This window comes from Planosporangium thailandense, assembly GCF_011947195.1.
In the GTDB taxonomy this organism is placed as follows: Bacteria; Actinomycetota; Actinomycetes; order Mycobacteriales; family Micromonosporaceae; genus Planosporangium; species Planosporangium thailandense.
The window spans coordinates 56560-70728 of record NZ_JAATVY010000016.1; the positions used below are offsets into that span (position 1 = coordinate 56560).

17 protein-coding genes are annotated in these 14169 nt (G+C 71.7%); 13 read left to right on the top strand and 4 right to left on the bottom strand.

The annotated features are described in order from the left end of the window. Window positions 1-181 precede the first annotated feature (181 nt). The 9 genes from HC031_RS20745 to HC031_RS20785 all read left to right on the top strand — a co-directional run bounded on the left by HC031_RS20745 (window position 182) and on the right by HC031_RS20785 (window position 7392). Window positions 182-499, top strand: coding sequence for an SAV_915 family protein (locus tag HC031_RS20745; RefSeq protein ID WP_167927033.1), 318 nt, complete (start codon window positions 182-184; stop codon window positions 497-499). Then, the gene (locus HC031_RS20750) at window positions 492-809 is read left to right on the top strand and encodes a DUF6317 family protein (RefSeq protein ID WP_167927034.1); all 318 of its coding nucleotides are present in this window, start codon (window positions 492-494) and stop codon (window positions 807-809) included. Before HC031_RS20745 ends, HC031_RS20750 begins: the two co-directional genes overlap by 8 nt. An 11-nt stretch (window positions 810-820) precedes the next feature. After that, a complete protein-coding gene (locus HC031_RS20755; protein WP_167927035.1) occupies window positions 821-2125 on the top strand; it encodes a hypothetical protein in 1305 nt (434 codons plus the stop codon). Window positions 2126-2292: 167 nt separating this feature from the next. Beyond that, window positions 2293-2715 carry a hypothetical protein gene (locus HC031_RS20760; protein WP_205863015.1) on the top strand — a complete coding sequence of 141 codons (423 nt, stop codon included), beginning with the start codon at window positions 2293-2295 and terminating at the stop codon, window positions 2713-2715. A 931-nt stretch (window positions 2716-3646) separates the two neighbouring features. Continuing rightward, window positions 3647-4108, top strand: a complete 462-nt coding sequence (locus tag HC031_RS20765; RefSeq protein ID WP_167927037.1) for a GntR family transcriptional regulator — start codon at window positions 3647-3649, stop codon at window positions 4106-4108. Continuing rightward, complete coding sequence (locus tag HC031_RS20770; RefSeq protein WP_167927038.1) at window positions 4105-5025, top strand: ABC transporter ATP-binding protein; 921 nt, start codon at window positions 4105-4107, stop codon at window positions 5023-5025. Before HC031_RS20765 ends, HC031_RS20770 begins: the two co-directional genes overlap by 4 nt. Beyond that, window positions 5022-6089, top strand: a complete 1068-nt coding sequence (locus HC031_RS20775) for an ABC transporter permease (RefSeq protein ID WP_167927039.1) — start codon at window positions 5022-5024, stop codon at window positions 6087-6089. The genes HC031_RS20770 and HC031_RS20775 overlap by 4 nt, the downstream gene beginning before the upstream one ends. A gap of 47 nt (window positions 6090-6136) precedes the next feature. Further along, a complete protein-coding gene (locus HC031_RS20780) occupies window positions 6137-6415 on the top strand; it encodes a hypothetical protein (RefSeq protein WP_167926986.1) in 279 nt (92 codons plus the stop codon). Between the two features lie 47 nt (window positions 6416-6462). Continuing rightward, complete coding sequence (locus tag HC031_RS20785) at window positions 6463-7392, top strand: hypothetical protein (RefSeq protein WP_167927040.1); 930 nt, start codon at window positions 6463-6465, stop codon at window positions 7390-7392. Between the two features lie 139 nt (window positions 7393-7531). Here HC031_RS20785 and HC031_RS20790 read toward each other — a convergent pair whose 3' ends face one another. Next, complete coding sequence (locus tag HC031_RS20790; protein ID WP_167927041.1) at window positions 7532-8149, bottom strand: MerR family transcriptional regulator; 618 nt, start codon at window positions 8147-8149, stop codon at window positions 7532-7534. 73 nt (window positions 8150-8222) lie between these two features. Between HC031_RS20790 and HC031_RS20795 the strand changes: the two genes are divergently transcribed. The 4 genes from HC031_RS20795 to HC031_RS20810 all read left to right on the top strand — a co-directional run bounded on the left by HC031_RS20795 (window position 8223) and on the right by HC031_RS20810 (window position 10725). Further along, complete coding sequence (locus HC031_RS20795) at window positions 8223-8477, top strand: hypothetical protein (protein WP_167927042.1); 255 nt, start codon at window positions 8223-8225, stop codon at window positions 8475-8477. Window positions 8478-8535: 58 nt separating this feature from the next. Then, window positions 8536-8967: a hypothetical protein gene (locus tag HC031_RS20800; RefSeq protein ID WP_167927043.1), complete on the top strand. Its 432-nt coding sequence runs from the start codon at window positions 8536-8538 to the stop codon at window positions 8965-8967. A 63-nt stretch (window positions 8968-9030) separates the two neighbouring features. Beyond that, the gene (locus HC031_RS20805; protein WP_167927044.1) at window positions 9031-10188 is read left to right on the top strand and encodes a hypothetical protein; all 1158 of its coding nucleotides are present in this window, start codon (window positions 9031-9033) and stop codon (window positions 10186-10188) included. 198 nt (window positions 10189-10386) lie between these two features. Then, window positions 10387-10725 (top strand): RNA polymerase-binding protein RbpA, encoded by a 339-nt coding sequence (locus HC031_RS20810; RefSeq protein ID WP_167927045.1) that lies wholly within the window; start codon window positions 10387-10389, stop codon window positions 10723-10725. A gap of 92 nt (window positions 10726-10817) precedes the next feature. Here the strand turns inward: HC031_RS20810 and HC031_RS20815 are convergent, their stop codons facing one another. From HC031_RS20815 to lnt, 3 genes are read right to left on the bottom strand one after another with little or no spacing between them, the layout of a single operon-like run. Further along, the gene (locus tag HC031_RS20815; RefSeq protein WP_167927046.1) at window positions 10818-11336 is read right to left on the bottom strand and encodes an FxsA family protein; all 519 of its coding nucleotides are present in this window, start codon (window positions 11334-11336) and stop codon (window positions 10818-10820) included. A 16-nt stretch (window positions 11337-11352) separates the two neighbouring features. Next, window positions 11353-12153: a polyprenol monophosphomannose synthase gene (locus HC031_RS20820; protein ID WP_338090761.1), complete on the bottom strand. Its 801-nt coding sequence runs from the start codon at window positions 12151-12153 to the stop codon at window positions 11353-11355. Beyond that, the gene (lnt, locus tag HC031_RS20825; protein WP_167927047.1) at window positions 12150-13790 is read right to left on the bottom strand and encodes an apolipoprotein N-acyltransferase; all 1641 of its coding nucleotides are present in this window, start codon (window positions 13788-13790) and stop codon (window positions 12150-12152) included. The genes HC031_RS20820 and lnt overlap by 4 nt, the downstream gene beginning before the upstream one ends. Window positions 13791-14169 lie beyond the last annotated feature (379 nt).

A 14169-nucleotide genomic window follows, 5' to 3' on the forward strand; every position in this document is an offset into this window, starting at 1 on the left:
GTAGAGGTCTTGGCCGGTTCTCCATGGGCACAGCGCTTCGGCGGCGGTCCCCCGGCGGGCAATCAATGATCGCGGGTGGGTCGTGTCGGCACGCGAGCGAGAAGCGGACCTCATCGATCGGGCACGATATTCGTCAAGATCGCTGCTACCATGCGGGTCGCAACAGATCGTGGGGGGTGACGTGGACCTGCCTGAGGTGGTGTACGTGCCGGCGTACCCGGACCCGGAGGCGGGGCGTACCGGTGTGCGGTTCGAGACCCGCCTACTGAGCACCGGCGAGCCGGTCGGCGTCGGGTTTCGCAGCCGGGAGGGGTTGGTCGCCGCACTCGGGCCGGCACAGCCGTGGTTGGCGATCCGGCTGGACCGCCTGCAAGACATTTTCGGCGCGGCGAGGATCGGGCGGATTCTGATTGATCCGCCGGTGGACGAGGCGGCGGGCCGGTGGACGCCGGTCCACCTGAACGCTCTGGCCGGCGTGTTGGAGGGGCATCGTGGGTGACGGTTTCCAGGTGACGCTGCGCGACCTGGCCAACGCGGCGGGTTCGTTCCACGACGGCGCCGACCAGTTTTCCTGTGCCTTGGGCGATGTCAAAGGCCTGCGGGTCGACTCCGGTGACGGCGCGCTCAACAAGACGATTCACGCCACGTTGGAGACTTTGGACGCCCTGCACGTCAAAGTGGTCCAGGCGCTGCACCAGACCGGGAACAAGCTGACCGAGGTACACGACAACTACCAGCGCACCAACCTCACCGCCCGCGAGCTCTTCGACAGTGTCATGAACGTCGACCCGATCGACACGAAGAAGTAGAGGGGCCATCGATGGGCGATAGTTGGCTGGGCGGCGACATCGGCAGCCTGCACACAGCGGTCGAGGTGCTGGAACCGTGCCAGGCCAAGACCAAGACTGCGCTCACGTACATCGACCAGGACGTGCGCAAAATCTCGCAGGACGCGGGCTGGTCCGGCGACGCGGCCACCGGGTTCGCCGCGCACTGGGAGATCGCCTCGGTCGCCGCCAGTGCGGTAGGCACCTTCTGCTCGGCCGCCGCTACGACCCTGTCGACCCTCGCTGACCAGCTCACCCGCACGGAGAACGCCCTGCGGCAGGCTGCGGCCGCGGCCCGCGCCCAGGGGGCGCTCATCGGCGTCGACGGCCGGCCGCAGGCCGGGCCGATCAACCCCGCCGACCCGGCCCACGAGGCCATCACCGCCTACCAGATCGAGTGGCAGCAGGCCCACCAGCTGGCGCAGGGCTTCCGGGTCGAGGCCGACCGGGCCCTGCTGGAACTGCTGACCGAAATGATGAAGATCATCGACCACGGCGGCGACAGCGCCGGCCTGGCCAGCGCCGACAAGGTCGCCCTCGCCGACTACCTGCGCGGCATCGGCGCCGTCCCCGCCGCGGTCCGTGACCACCTCGACAAGCTGATCGGCGACGCCCGCGCCGACTACAACGAGGCGAAGGCGGAATGGAAGAAGGTCCGCGACGCGACCCCGCCCGGCCAGCGCATGCCGGACGACGTGAAGGCACCCCTGCGTGAGGCGATGAAGGAAATGCAGGGCCTGCAAACCGAGCTGGACGCGCTCGACCACGCCGCCCACCCGATGGCCAAGCTGCTCAACGTCGACGTCGGCGACGTGGTCGGCCAGTTGCCCCGCGTCGGCGGGGCGTTCGCCGACGCCGCCGACGGCTCGAAAGCCGTCAGGTTCCTCAGCGACGTGCCGGTCATCGACGTCGCGGCCGCCGGCCTGGGCACCTACTTCCAGGCCAAAGACGACATCGCCAAGGGCGAACACCCCACCAGGGCCATCGCCGAGGACGCCACCGCCAACGTCACCGGACTGGCTGTCGGCGCCGCCGTCGGCGGGGTCGCCATCGGCGCTGCCACCTTCTTGGGCGCCGCTCCCGTTGCGGCGGTGGCTGCCGGAGCGCTAATCGGCGGCACTGTTGCGGTCGGCGTGGGCGACATGGTGTACGAAGGCTTCCACGAACACTGGGACGAAGACTTCAAAAAGCACGGCGTCCTCGGCGGGCTCGCCACCGGCACCGGACACGTCGTCAGCAATACCGGCAAGGACCTGGCGAACCTGGGCAAGGGCATCTGGCACGGTGTCTTCGGCTGACACGATCGACGGCCAGAGGTGGTGAGATGGGACGCAGAGGACGACGGCGGGCTCTCGCGGAGGCGGTCGCGTCAAGTCCACATATCCGGTCGTTGCCGATCGTGGGCACGACCTGGTACGAGCGAGGCCCGGCGTACTGGTGCCGTCGGGCAGTCCTGTCATTGCTGATGTTCGGGATGCTCGCGGTCGATGTGCTCTTCGCCGGCCTGCTCCTCAAAGGGATCCGGGAGGAATCCCGTACCGGCTTCAACGTCATCGTCATCGTGTTCGGCATCCTTGGCGTCGTCACTGGCGTCCTGACGTGGCGGCGAGCTGGCAGGATCGACAAACCCAACCGGGTCTCGGCATCCCAGGCCCGCTGGGCCGGCCGGTCCGGCGCGGTCCTCGGCACCATGGCCCGCGCCGGCTCGACCCTGGCCGCCGCAGTTCTGTTCATCGGTTCGCTGGTGATGGTCGGCCCGTTCGTCGCCTTGTTCCTGCGCAGCTTCGACCGCGAACCGTACGCCGAACGGCGAGCCAGGGCGCGGCTGGGCCTGCACGCCAACGACGACCGGACGTCCGGGAAGACCGGCCGTCCAGCCCCGACATAAGTCCGATCGAATCCATCGCCTCACCGACGCATTCTTGGCCGGGGTGGATGCGCGGTTACGGGTCCGCTAGCCAGCAGTTGGGTCCACGTTGAGCGCGGCGCAGCCGTACGCTCCCCACCGGTCGGCTCGGTCCTGGTCCTGACGTACCGCCGGCCGGCGTTGGGTTCGCCCGGTGGCCGGACGCAGCCTCTCGCCTGATCGTGCCTGACCTGTTGCCGCGGTCCAGCACGTCGACGTCCGGCACACCGACCTCGCCGTGGCCGGCGGCCCGCCTCAGCGCGCGGTGTACCACGCCGAGCACCAACCCGTGGTGCGAGTGAGCCACCCGTACGCCCACACGACGCCACTACACCATGCTTATGCATTACGCACAATAACTGGCATTATGGTGTACTCGATTAATGGATTACCGATATTCCTAATCGACTTAATCGCGAGAGCTGCGCCGTGCGACGACGCGTGAGGACCGCGCGGGAGAACGGCACGCTGGGCCCGCCGGCCGACGCGGTACAGGAGGCGTGGCTGCGGCTCAGCGCCGGCTGGCTCCCGACGGTCGTGGTCGGGATCGGCGCGTGCGGGTCCTGGCCGTGGCCTCGGGCGACGGCCGCACCGCGACGATCGACCCGCAGATGTGCGGTGCCGTACCGGGACGAGACCGGCCGTGACCACAGAGGAACTGAGGTGGCGGGCGGTGCCCGCCGACCGGCCGTGCCGCTGCTCCGGCCCCTGTCCCCACGGCGAGGCGTGCGGGTCACAGACAACCCGGGAGTTCCTGATCGGGACCTGCGTGCGACCGCCGGCCGGGCGGACAAAGGGACGAGCGCTTCGATGCCGCCAGCTACTCGGGCACGTCCTTGCCATGCTGGTTAACTGGTGTTCTACTTTACCCAAACAATCTGCGGTGTCCGACGTGGATAGGGAGAGGCCACTAGTGATCAACTTTCGTGTCGACCGGTCCAGCAGCGTCCCCGCATACGCCCAACTGGTGCGGCAGGTGCGCGAAGGGCTGCGGGTCGGGACGCTACAGCCCGGGGACCAACTGCCCACCGTGCGCAGCGTGGTGACCTCGTGCACGGTCAACCCGACCACGGTGCTGAAGGCCTACCGGGAACTGGAGCTGTCCGGTCTGGTGGAGGCGCGGCAGGGGGCGGGCACCTTCGTCAGCGGAACGCTCGGCCACACGGATCCCCATGTCATGGCCCGCCTGCGCAGCGGCCTGGCCCGGTGGCTCGGCCAGGCCCGCGAGGCCGGTCTGGAAGACGAGGACGTCCAGGCGCTGCTCGCCTCGGTGATCGTGGAGAACTCGGCGCGCAGGGCCCAGGCCGGCGGCGACCGGCCGCAGGGAGAGCCGGCATCGGGCGCTGGCTTCCAGAAGAAGGAGGGTGCCGCATGAGCGAGCAGTCCATCGCCGTGGAAGCCCGCGACGTGAGCAGGCGCTACGGCAACGTTTGGGCGCTGCGGGAATGCGGCTTCCAACTGCCCGCCAACCGCATCATCGCGCTGGTCGGCGCCAACGGCGCAGGCAAGTCGACGCTGATGAGCATCATCGCCGGCACGTTGCCGGCCACCTCCGGCTCACTGCTGGTCCACGGCCGACCGGTGGTGAAGGGCAGGTCCATCGACAGGGGTGGTTCTGCCGCGAGCCGGGTCGCGATCCTGGCCCAGGACAAGCCGCTGTACCGGGACTTCAGTGTGACGGACATGCTCCGCTTCGGAAGGTCCATGAACCGCGTATGGGACCAGCGGCGGGCGCTGTCGTGGCTGGAGCGCTTCGACATCCCCCTGGACCGCCGCTGCGGCAAGCTTTCCGGCGGCCAGCGGGCGCAGGTCGCGCTCGCGGTCGCCCTGGGCTCCCGCCCCGCGGTGCTGCTGCTGGACGAGCCCCTGGCGAACCTGGACCCGGTGGCCCGCACCGACGTGACCGGCGAGCTCATGGCCGAGGCCGCCGACAGCGACATGACCGTCATGCTGTCGACCCACATCATCGCCGAGCTCAGCGGTGTCGGTGACCACCTGCTGCTGCTCGACGCGGGCCGGCCCGTGCTCACCGGCGACGTCGAGGAGCTGCTCGACAGCCACGTGCGGCTGACCGGACCCCGCGCGGACCAGCCACCGGGCCCGGGCGCGATCGTCCAGGCGCAGCACACCGACCGACAGTCCACGTTCGTCGTCCGGCAGCCCGCCGCACCGACGGCGAACGCCGTCGTCGCCCCCGGCTGGACCGCCCAACCCATCACCCTGGACGAGCTGATCCTGACCTACCTCAAGGCGTCGGCCAAGGCACACCATGATCTGGAGGCAGCAGCATGAGCCCGGTCACCGACGCGCCGGCCACCACGAACCGCGGGGACGATCTCGGGTCCGCCGGGGGCGTCCGCGGTCTGCTGTGGCTGACCTGGCGTCAGCACCGCTGGGCCCTGCTCGGCACGCTCGTCCTGGCCGCGGTCCTGGTGGGCTGGATGGTGTACCTGTCCGCCGAGATGACGGATCTGTATCACCAGTGCCACAACATGAGGTGCCCGCAAAACTCCCCGCAGGACCAGCGGCTCAGCGCGAATCCTTTCGGCCTGTTCCGGCAAGCCAGCTACACGGAGCGGCTGGTGCAGTACATGCCGCTGCTGATCGGCATGTTCATCGGCGTCCCGGTGTTGTCCAGGGAGCACGAGCAGCGGACCCTGCTGCTGGCCTGGAGCCAGGACGTCTCCCCGGCGCGCTGGCTGTGGACCAAGCTGGGCCTGCTCGGCCTGTTCGTGGCGGCCGTGACCGCGGCCGTCGCCGGCGTCAGCGACCACCTGGAGCACGTGTGGACCAACGTCGGCACCGAAGACCTGTTCAGGTACGAGGCATTCCTGGCCACCGGGATGCTCCCGGTCGCGATCAGCATCGGCTGGTTCGCGGTCGGCGTCGCACTCGGTGCCGCCATCCGGCGCACGCTCCCCGCCGCGTTCGGCGTCATCGTGGGCTTCATCGGCCTGATGCTGTTCGTGCAGTTCCGGTACCCCACCCTCATGAAGCCGCTGTCCGCGCACCTGCAAATGGGCGGGCCGGACAGCGGCCTGCTGCGCCACAACGCCCTGGTCGTCACGGGCGGCATGATCCGCTTCGGCATCGAAGGTCCGTCCGGCGCGTTCGACACCTCCGGGCGTCAGCTCAGCGGCGTCGACCTGCAACGCCTCTGCCCGCCCGTCAATGATTTCGGCAAGATGCTCTCCTGCTTCTCCACCAACCATCTCCAGCAGCACCTGCAGTACCAGCCCGGCAGCCGGATCCCCGACTTCCATCTGATCGTCGCGACCGGTTACCTGGGCCTCACCGCGATGGCCCTCGCCGCCGTCTGGTGGCTCGTCCGTCGCACCGACCTCAGCGCGGGCTGACTCCAGCCGCCAAGGTGTAACCAACAATTCCGGGAGTTCCTGATCCGGTGTTTGAGGTCGTCGATCCCCTGGAGTTGCGGCACAACGTCGAGATCCACAACCTGACCGGGCGGGTCGTCGAATGCCTGATCGACGAGCTCAGCCGGCCACGCGGTGCTGGCAAGGCGATGCTGCGCATACCGCCGAGCGCCGCCGAGGTCGCGGCGGCGGGGTACCGGGTCGGTCGTGTGATCTATCAAGGTGTCCGAGCGTGTGGTGTGTCGCGCTGTTTGCCCTTGGTAGGCGTGACGACGAAGTCTTGTCACCTACCGGGCAGTGTCGGATAGCCGCAAAGCGCCTCCCAGGTCCCGGAATTCCTTGGGACGCTGGGCGCATGTCCATCACCGAACAGATCACCGACGACGAACTCGTGGCGCGCGCGGTTGCGGCCGCGACGCGGCCGGCGCCGGACCCGTTCGTCGACGCAGCGCAGGAGGAGGTCCTCGCGTCCCTCGCAGCGGTCGAGGCACTCGCCGGTCGCGGTGAGCTGGTCGGCGACGAACTGAACGCACGCCGATCCGCGCTGGTGGACGCGTTGCGCGGCTCGGTCGTGCGCAAGGACCCAGCGTTCCGCTGGTACGTCGGGTCGGTGGAACGGCTCGGCGCGGCGCGCTTCTTCCAATGGATCTACCTGCCGTCGGACCTGCCGCCGGAGCCCGTCCCGGGCACCGGCCACCGGTACGAACTGGCCGCGACCGACCCGGATCCGTTGGACTTCACCCAGGTCAAGGTCGCCGACCTGGGGACAGGCAAGCTGTTCGCGCAGAACACGTTCCGGTCGGTGCCCGGCGCTACGTCGGGGACGGCCCGCGCCGGCCTCGGCGTGCTCGTGCGGCCGAACCACCAGTACACCCGGCTAGTCTTCCAGCCCGAGGTGCACTACGCGTTCGGCCACCGCGTGGACGTACCCACCGCGCAGGGCAAGGTGAACTCCGCGCACAGCCGGGGCGAGTTCGAACTACTCGCCCTCCGGCTCAACAGCTTCGGCGACTTCGAGTCGTACGCCGGCCGGTCGGTGCCGCTGTGGGACAAGTACACCGGCACGGGCACCGGCTACGGCTGGCAGAACGGCAAGGGCCAGTTCCCCGGCGGCGACCCCGGCCTGTCGTTCGTCGGGACGAGTGCGGACGTCTTCGCGATCTGGGTGTTCGTGAAGGTCACGATGTCCAAGCAAGACTACGACCCGACGTGGTTCACCACCGGCCAGGCGTACCTCGACTGCGAGGTCCCGCTGATGTGGGTCGAGCAGTCCGCGCTCCTGTGATGCGGGTGTGGCGGACGCGGCCGTCGGACTGGCGGGGTCAGGTCCACGCCGAGCACGACGGTGGTCCACTGCGCAGCCGCCGAACCGTGGTGCGACCGTCGGGCGCGGAAGCCTTTCCGCGCCCGACGGCGACGGTGGGTCAGCCCTCCTGGCCACCGGGCGCCGGAAGGCCACGCCGCTGCCGCAGCTCGGCGACCTGTTCGGGCGACAGGGTGTCGAAGTACGCCTGGCGCCGCTGCGACAGCTCGGCCAGCTGCTGTGGGGAGAGCTGTGCTGTCATCGCGCGGCGGTTGTCGGCCATCTTCTGCAGTTCCTCCGGGATGTAGGAGCGTTCCACGGCGGTCATCACCTCAATCAGTTGGATGAGCATGGGTGCGGACGGTTCGGCGGCGCTGTCCAGCGCGGTGAGCACGCTGTTCAGGCCGTCACGTAGCCGGTGTGCCCGGGCGATGCGGTCGTGCACCTGGTCGAGCTGCCGGCGCACGAGCTCGCGGACGTCGAGGTCGGCATCGTCGAGTACCTGTCCGATCTGGGCCAGGGTGAAGCCGAATCCACGCAGCGCGGTCACCCGGTGCAGCCGCCGTACGTCGGCTGCGGTGTACCGGCGGTGCCCGGCGCTGCTGCGCAGCGTCGGGGTCAACAGGCCGACCTCGTCGTAGTGGTGCAGGGCGCGGACGGTCAGGCCGGTGGCCGCGGCCAGCTCCCCGACGCTCCACGTCCGGACCGCTCCGGCGGGCGCCTGTTCATGAGCGCTCATGTCCGCCGACGCTAGGCCCTCCCGTCGCGTGAGGCGCAAGCGCTGACGGAGCCGACGCCCGTACAGTCCCGGCGTGACCCACCGGCGAACGCCGATCCGTGGGGTGCTCCTCGACCTCGACGGGACGCTGGGCGACCACACCTGGCCGCGTGGCGTGACGGCCGGGTCGGCTTCCCGCGGCAGCGACACCGACCGGCTGCGGGTCTTCCTGCCGGCGGTCGGTGTCGCGTACACCGACGACGACGCTTACCTCGATCCGCTGTTCGGCGGCTACCTGCGCCGGTACGAGGCGAGCTGGCGCGCTTCCTGGAATGACAGTGGGGATTGATAAACACCGTTACCTGCCGGTAACTTCTGCGGTACCCCCACCGAGCCCCGGAGGCGTCATGCGTACCGTCATCCTGCTGCTCGCCGCGACCGCCACGGTCGTGGAGGCGCTCGTCGTCGGCGGGGTGCTGTACGTGCTGGGCGTGGTGATCGGTGACTACTCGATGTCGATGGGTGGTCTGCCCGCGACCGGCGGACAGGTCGCGCTGTGGATCCTGGCGGTGGCGCTGACGGCGTTGCTCGCCGCTCCGGCGGTCCCCCTGGTGCGGGCCGCGGTACGCCACCGGCCGCTCGGCCGCCGGGCCCGCGCGCTCATCGTCGGCGCCCTCGCCTTGCAGGCCGTCCTCGGTCTGGTCGTCGGGCTCGCCTCCAGCGAACTGGCGGTGCTCGCGGTGCTGGCGGTGTTCAGCCTGCTGCTGTCGACGCTGGTGGTCGCCGCGGCGCCGGCGGGCGCCGACCGTCGCCCGGCCGGGCCGGCAACCGCCGGGTGACGCGCCGACGGCCCGCGTGTCCACGCCGCGGCCCGGCCGGCTTCACCCAGTAGATTCGCCCGGGTGACCGATCAGGCTGAGTCGACCCGACCCTGCGCGCACTGCGGGCGGCCGGTGCCGCAGCGCGGCAGCGCGGGGCGCCCGTTCCGGTACTGCCGCGACAACGACGGCGCCTGCCAGTCGGCGGCGCGGGCCGCGCGGATGCGCCAGCGCAACTCCCCGGGCCTGACCGGCCAGGTGGCGCGCGCGTTCGAGGTGGTCGACCGGCTGGAGCAGGTGGCCGAGACGCTCGCGCAGGCGCTGTACGACGAACTGTCGCCGGCCGGCGTGGAGCGGCAGGTGGCGGCGGTACGGGCGGAGACGGCCACCGCGGTGGCCGCCGCGCACGCCGAACGTGACGAGGCGCGCGAGGACGCGCAGGCGGCGCGCCGGCAGGCCCGCACGGCCCGGGAGGCCGCCGACGCGGCGCGGGCGGTCGCCGAACGCGCCCGGGCGGAAGCCGAGGAGGCCCTGGAGTCGGCCCGCGCCGAGGCCGCGCAGACGGTCGCGGCGGTCCGCGCCGAAACCCAGGCGTCGATCGAGGCCGCCCGGGCCGACGCGGACGCGGCGGTCACGGCCGCGCACACCGCGGCGCAGGCCCTGATCGACGGCGCCCGGGCGGAGGCCGACCAGGCGGCACGGCAGGCGGCCGCGGCCTCGGAGGCGCAGCAGCGGGCGCTCGCCGAGGCCCGGCGGGCCGCCGCCGAACGCGACGAGGCGCGCGACCGGGCCACCGCCGCGGAGGCGCTGCGGGCCGAGGCCCACCGCGACCGTGACGCCGCCCGCCAACGGGCAGCTGACGCGGAGGCCGCCCACGCTGCCGCGCTCCGCGACGCCGACGGCGCCGCCCGGGACCGGGACGCCGCGCTGCGGGACCGCGACGAAGCCCGCGCGCGGGCCGACCGGGACGCCGCGACCCGCGACCAGGCCCTCACCCGGGCACAAGACGCCGAATCCGAGGTCACCCGGCTGCGCGAGGAGCTGTCGGCGGCGCAGCGCCAGCTCGCCGCGATGACCGCCGAGCTGGCCGCGGCCAAGGGCCAGGCCGACGATCTGCGCCACCGGCTGGGCGCCGCGGAGCGGGAGCGCGACGCCGTCCGCGCCGAGCTGTCGGCGGCGAACGCGCAGGTCAGCCGCCTCGGCGAGCAGGTCGCGACGCTCGCGGCGGCCCTCGCGCCCTGATGTTGCCCGCCAAGGTCACAGGGCGTACGATTCGCCGCCACTAATGAATCATGAGTAGACTGGAGCAACCGACTCGCGTGCCAGCGGCCCCGGACAGCCATCGTGCGGCCCCGCGGCTCGTCGGCCCGGGAATCGTCGGACCGACCCGTGTCGTTGAACTGAACGAACCGCACACTACCCGAAGGGGAAGATCCGATCATGGGCGAGCGCATGTTGCGCGGAAGCCGCCTCGGAGCCGTCAGCTACGAGTCCGACCGCAATACCGAGCTGGCGCCGCGACAGACCCGCGAGTACCTGTGCGCCAAGGGCCACCAGTTCGAGGTGCCCTTCGCCGTCGACGCCGAGGTCCCGATGACCTGGGAATGCAAGTTCGACGGCAGCGTCGCACGGCTGGTCGACGGCAGCGAGCCGGAGCAGAAGCGGGCCAAGCCGCCGCGCACGCACTGGGACATGCTGCTGGAGCGGCGTTCGATCGCCGAACTGGAAGACATCCTCGCCGAACGGCTGCAGGAGATCCGCGCCCGGCGCGGACGCTGAGCCGCATCTGAAACGACAGACAGCCGCCCCGACGTCACGTCGGGGCGGCTGTCTGTCGTTTCGGCCGGAATCTCTGTCCGGTGTCGTCGACGTCAGGTGTCGTCGACGATCTCACCTTCGATGGCCGGCGGCGGCTGCTGCGGCGGAGGGGGCGGGGGTGGAGGTGGCGGTGTCGCCCGGCGGCCGCGGCGCACCCGTACGCGGACCCGGCGCGGGCCGAACAGGTGCCCGGCGAGCGCCGGTGACGTGAGCCGCTCCACGGAGCGCTCCACCCGGCCACGGGCGAACCGGCGCAGCGGCGGCGTCAGGAGCGCCACACCCGCCAGGCCGGTCACGAAACCAGGCACGGCCAGCAGCAGCGCCCCGATTAACCCGACCAGCCCGTCGGTGGCCTGCCGGCCCGGTGCGCGACCATCGACCGCGGCGGCGCGGAACCGGCGCCACGCCCGCACGCCCTGCCGGGGCACCAGCCACGCGCCGACCGCCGATACCGCCAGCAGCGCCACGAACGCCCACACCCAGCCGACGAGCTTCGCCACCGCCACGAACACGGCGATCTCCACCACGAACGTCACGATCATGGCGAGACCGATCATGGGCGCGCGTCGCATGCTGCCGGTTCTCCCGCTAGCCGGTGCGCCTACGGCCGCCGAAGGCCCGCTTCGCCGTCTCCAGCCGGGCCTGCACACCCCAGGTGGCCACCCGCCACAGCGCCTCGGCCACGATGTTGGTGCCCATCTTGCTCGCACCGTGCTCGCGTTCGGTGAAGGTGATCGGCACCTCGACGATGCGGAACCCCTGCCGGTAGGCCCGCCACCCCAGGTCGATCTGGAAGCAGTACCCCTGGGAGGCCACCTGGTCGAGCTCGAGCTTGTCGAGCACCGGCATCCGGTACACCCGGTAACCTGCGGTGGCGTCCCGTACCGGCAGCCCCAGCGCGATCCGGGTGTACAGCGACGCCCCGCGCGACAACAGCAGCCGGTGCGCCGGCCAGTTGACCAACTTGCCGCCGCGCACGTACCGCGAGCCGATCACCACGTCGGCGTCGCGGGCGGCGTCGAGCAGCCGGGGCAGCTCCTCCGGCGCGTGCGAACCGTCGGCGTCCATTTCGACCGCCGCGTCGTAGCCGTGCTCACGCGCCCACCGGAACCCCGCGATGTACGCCGCGCCCAGGCCCTGCTTGCCGGGCCGGTGCAGCACCCGCACCTGCGGGTCGGCGGCGGCGAGCTCGTCGGCGATCGCGCCGGTGCCGTCGGGGCTGTTGTCGTCGGCGATGAGCACGTCGACGGCCGGCGCGGACCGGCGCACCCGCCCGACGATCGACCGGATGTTGGCGGACTCGTTGTAGGTGGGGATCACGACGAGCACCCGGCCCACACCGGGGTAACCCTCCGCCGACCGGTCCGGCGTCTTGGCGCCCTCGCTCACACTTCCCCCTTGTTGTGCACGGTGGTGTCGGCCTCGGCGGGCCGCGGTCGTCGTCTGATGAGCGCCGCGCCGGCGATCGCGATGCCGGCGCCGACCAGCAGCACGTACTCCGGCACCGCGCCGAGCCCGGTTGCAAGCGTACGGTTCCGGCTCAACGTCACTTCGCGTGCCTCCACCGCCGGGGCGTTGAACGAGGTAGCGCCCTGCACCCGCCCGTCGGCCCCGACGAAGCCGGAGATGCCGACCGTCGACACCATCATCGCGTCCCGGCCGTGCTCGACCGCCCGCAGCCGCACCATCGCCAGCTGCTGGGCCGCCTCGTCCGCGTCGAACGTCGCGTTGTTGGTCTGGGTGACGATGAGCTCGCCGCCGCCGGTGACGGTGTCACGCACGATGTCGTCGTAGGCGATCTCGAAGCAGATGACGTCGCCGACGGTCGCCGGGCCGACCCGCAGCACCCCCGGCCGGTCGCCGGGCAGGAAGTCCTCCCGCACCAGGTCGACCTTGGTGGTGACCTTGCGGGCGAGGGACCGCATCGGCACGTACTCGGCGAACGGCACCGGATGGCGTTTGACGTACGTGTCGACCGGGCCGCCCTGCGGCGTCCACACCAGGCCCACGTTGCGCACGTGGTCGCCGGGGCCCTCCAGCAGCGCGCCGACGAGGATCGGCACACCGACGCTGCGGGCCGCCTGGGTGATCAGCTCACCCGCGTCAGGGTTGGCGACCGGGTCGACGTCGCTGGCGTTCTCCGGCCACACCACCAGATCGGGCCGGCGCAGCTCGCCGGCGGCGACCTTGCGCGCCAGCGCCTCGGTGCCCTCGACGTGGTTGCGCAGCACCTGTTCGCGCTGGGCGTTGAAGTCCAGTCCGAGCCGGGGCACGTTGCCCTGCACGAACGCGACCGTCACGCCGGTCCCGGACGGCCGCGCCGTCGGCACGGCCGCGGCGAGGGCCACCAGCGCGACCGCGGCCACGACGGGCCCGCCGACCGCCCGCAGCAGCCGCCGGCGGCCGGGCGTCCCGGCGGCCCGCACCCCGCTCAGCACCGCGGCGGCCAGCAGGCCGCCGATGAGCGCGACCATGAACGTGACGGCCGGCGCGCCGCCCAGCGCGGCCAGCCGCAGCAGCGGCGAGTCCGCTTGAGCGAACGCCAGCCGCGCCCACGGGAAGCCACCGAACGGCACCCGGTCGCGCAGCGCCTCCTGCGCCACCCACAGCACCCCGGTCACCGGCGCCACCAGCCCCGGCACCCGCCGGGTCAGCCGCCCGGTGTACGCGAGCGCCGCGCCGAGCAGCGCCAGGTACAGGGCCTCGAACCCCGACAGCAGCAGCCACGGCATCCAGCCGACCTGCATGTTGGTCCAGTGCAGCAGCGGCGGGAAGAACGCGACCCCGGTCACGGCGCCCACCCCGAGGCCGCCTACGACCCGCCGGCCGGTGGCCGCGAGGGTCAGCAGCGCCACCCCGACCGGGGCGAGCCACCACAGCCCGTACGGCGGGAACGACACCAGCAGCGCCAGCCCGGCGGCGACGGCCGCCACCACCGCGCCGGCCAGCCGGACCGCGCGCCCCGCGGGGACGTCCCGGCGCGCGGCAGCCGCCTCCACGGGTGCCGGGCGTGCCGCTGCGTCCATGCCTACCGCCGTCACGAGGGCCTCTCTCTACCGGGCTCTGGGCTGCCCATTCTGCCCGCAACAGCTGGGAAAACGCTGATAGGCCCCGACGGATGGTCCCGCAGACATGGAAATCGGGGCGCGGCCATGGCCGCGCCCCGTGCTCCCAGGCCCTCCTCCGCCGGGGAGGCAGCATGGCCTCCACCCGACCTTCGTTCCGGCCAGGAGTGGACCGGCTGCCCACCGCTGGCTCGTTGTCTACTGGCCGTGCGTGACCCGCTGCCCGTACCGGAACGCGACCGGTTCGCGCCGCCTCGCCGACCCCCGCCCACTGGACCTGGCCCACGCGTACCGGTTGGTACGGCGTACTGCCAGTGGGCGAAGAGGCGAAGCGAACAAC

What these genes read in the sequence shown, in the direction of transcription:
- HC031_RS20775 (WP_167927039.1), top strand. Translation starts at nt 5,022, where the DNA reads ATGAGCCCGGTCACCGACGCGCCGGCCACCACGAACCGCGGGGACGAT.
- HC031_RS20770 (WP_167927038.1), top strand. Translation starts at nt 4,105, where the DNA reads ATGAGCGAGCAGTCCATCGCCGTGGAAGCCCGCGACGTGAGCAGGCGC.
- HC031_RS20755 (WP_167927035.1), top strand. Translation starts at nt 821, where the DNA reads ATGGGCGATAGTTGGCTGGGCGGCGACATCGGCAGCCTGCACACAGCG.
- HC031_RS20790 (WP_167927041.1), bottom strand. Translation starts at nt 8,149, where the DNA reads ATGAGCGCTCATGAACAGGCGCCCGCCGGAGCGGTCCGGACGTGGAGC.
- HC031_RS20815 (WP_167927046.1), bottom strand. Translation starts at nt 11,336, where the DNA reads ATGCGACGCGCGCCCATGATCGGTCTCGCCATGATCGTGACGTTCGTG.
- HC031_RS20785 (WP_167927040.1), top strand. Translation starts at nt 6,463, where the DNA reads ATGTCCATCACCGAACAGATCACCGACGACGAACTCGTGGCGCGCGCG.
- lnt (WP_167927047.1), bottom strand. Translation starts at nt 13,790, where the DNA reads ATGGACGCAGCGGCACGCCCGGCACCCGTGGAGGCGGCTGCCGCGCGC.
- HC031_RS20760 (WP_205863015.1), top strand. Translation starts at nt 2,293, where the DNA reads ATGTTCGGGATGCTCGCGGTCGATGTGCTCTTCGCCGGCCTGCTCCTC.
- HC031_RS20810 (WP_167927045.1), top strand. Translation starts at nt 10,387, where the DNA reads ATGGGCGAGCGCATGTTGCGCGGAAGCCGCCTCGGAGCCGTCAGCTAC.
- HC031_RS20800 (WP_167927043.1), top strand. Translation starts at nt 8,536, where the DNA reads ATGCGTACCGTCATCCTGCTGCTCGCCGCGACCGCCACGGTCGTGGAG.